Genomic DNA, 1,565 nt, shown 5'->3' with positions numbered 1-1,565 from the left:
CGGCCTTGCCGCCCGCGGGTGCCGGACGGGCGGTCGCGGGGACGCCGGGCTCGACGAGCGTGCCGACCGCGCGGGCCGAACTCCCGTGGGTGAAGCCCCAGTCGAGGAGCGCGGCGGTCTGCTCGTAGACGGCGTTGCTGCCGGTGGCGGGGTGCATCACCGTGACGAGCAGGGTGCGGCCGCCCCGGGTGGCGGCGCCGGTGAAGGTGTTGCCCGCGTGACTGGTGTAGCCGTTCTTGACGCCTATGAGGCCCTCGTACGGGGTCAGCCCGTACGCCCCGGTGAGCAGGCGGTCGGTGTTCTGGATCTGGAAGGTCTTCTTGCCGCCCGCCGGGAAGTCGGCGGTGCGCGTGCCGCAGTAGGCGCGGAAGTCGGCGTCCTTCAGACCCGCGCGGGCGAAGAGCGTGAGGTCGTACGCCGAGGAGATCTGGCCGGGGTGGTCGAAGCCGTCGGGGCTGACCACGTGGGTGTCGAGGGCGTGCAGGTACTCGGCGCGCTGCTGCATCTCGGCGACGGTCCTGTCGATGCCGCCGTTCATGTGGGAGAGCACGTGGACGGCGTCGTTGCCGGAGCGCAGGAAGACGCCCTGCCAGAGCTGGTCGACGGTGTAGGTGATGCCGGGCTTGATGCCGACGAGGCTGGAGCCGGAGGGGACGTCGGCGAGGTCGGCGTCGGTGACCTGGTAGCGCCGGGTGCGGTCGAACTTCTTCAGCACCGTGTCCGCGAACAGCATCTTCAGGGTGGAGGCGGGGGCGAGGCGCTGGTGCGCGTTGTACGAGGCGAGGACCTCCCCGCTGTCGGCGTCGGCGACGACCCAGGAGCGGGCGGTGAGCTTCTTGGGCACTGCGGCGGCGCCGCGCACCTGGACCCCCTTGCGGGCCAGTTGCTCACCGCCGACGACACCGGTGGCCTCGGCGGCGTAGGCCGGGGCTCCGCTCTCGGAGACGCTCAGGGAAACGGGGAGGGCGGCCGCAGTGAGCCCGAGGACGGCACGTCGGCTGAGCCGGGAACATTCACGCACCCCGGGACCGTACACCGGCTCGAACAGCCGTTTCCCTCCGGGAGGTGGGTTCCGGCCCAGGAATTTGCTCTCTTATGAAGATCGGCCCGGAGCACCGCCGTCACCTCGGCATCGCCTTCTCCACCCGGCACTTCCGCATGTCTCTCGACATGTCCGCCCCCTCCTCTCTTCCACCTTCTTTTCCGCCTTCTCTTCGACCTTCTCTTCGGCCTTCTCCTCCACCCGAACGCCCGCCCCGACAGGACCGGCGCCCGGCGGCCTGCGACGGTGGAACGGTGGAAGCGACGCGGAACCCGTAGGAGAGTCATCATGGGCTGTTACGACCGACGCGATCTGGGCCTGCTGCTGCTCCGGCTGGGCACGGGCGGGGTGCTGGCCGCGCACGGCGCGCAGAAGCTGTTCGGCTGGTTCGGCGGGCACGGACTGGAGGGCACGGGCCAGTTCATGGAGTCCGTCGGCTTCGCGCCGGGCCGCCGGAGCGCGACGATGGCGGGCCTGGCGGAGGCGGGCGGCGGCGTCCTGCTCGCGCTCGGCCTCGCGACCC

General features: G+C 71.4%; 2 protein-coding genes. One reads left to right on the top strand and one right to left on the bottom strand.

Features of this window, described 5'->3' with window-relative positions; translation table 11 throughout:
• The coding region (locus GTW40_RS30470; protein WP_343245828.1) for a serine hydrolase at positions 1-1,021 on the bottom strand (1,021 nt) is incomplete at its 3' end.
• Between the two features lie 309 nt (positions 1,022-1,330).
• Between GTW40_RS30470 and GTW40_RS30465 the strand changes: the two genes are divergently transcribed.
• The coding region (locus GTW40_RS30465; RefSeq protein ID WP_161183363.1) for a DoxX family membrane protein at positions 1,331-1,565 on the top strand (235 nt) is incomplete at its 3' end.

This window comes from Streptomyces sp. SID4985, from assembly GCF_009863025.1.
GTDB lineage: Bacteria > Actinomycetota > Actinomycetes > Streptomycetales > Streptomycetaceae > Streptomyces.
Note: the sequence above shows the minus strand (reverse complement) of the source record. Positions and strands in the feature narration are given on the sequence as shown.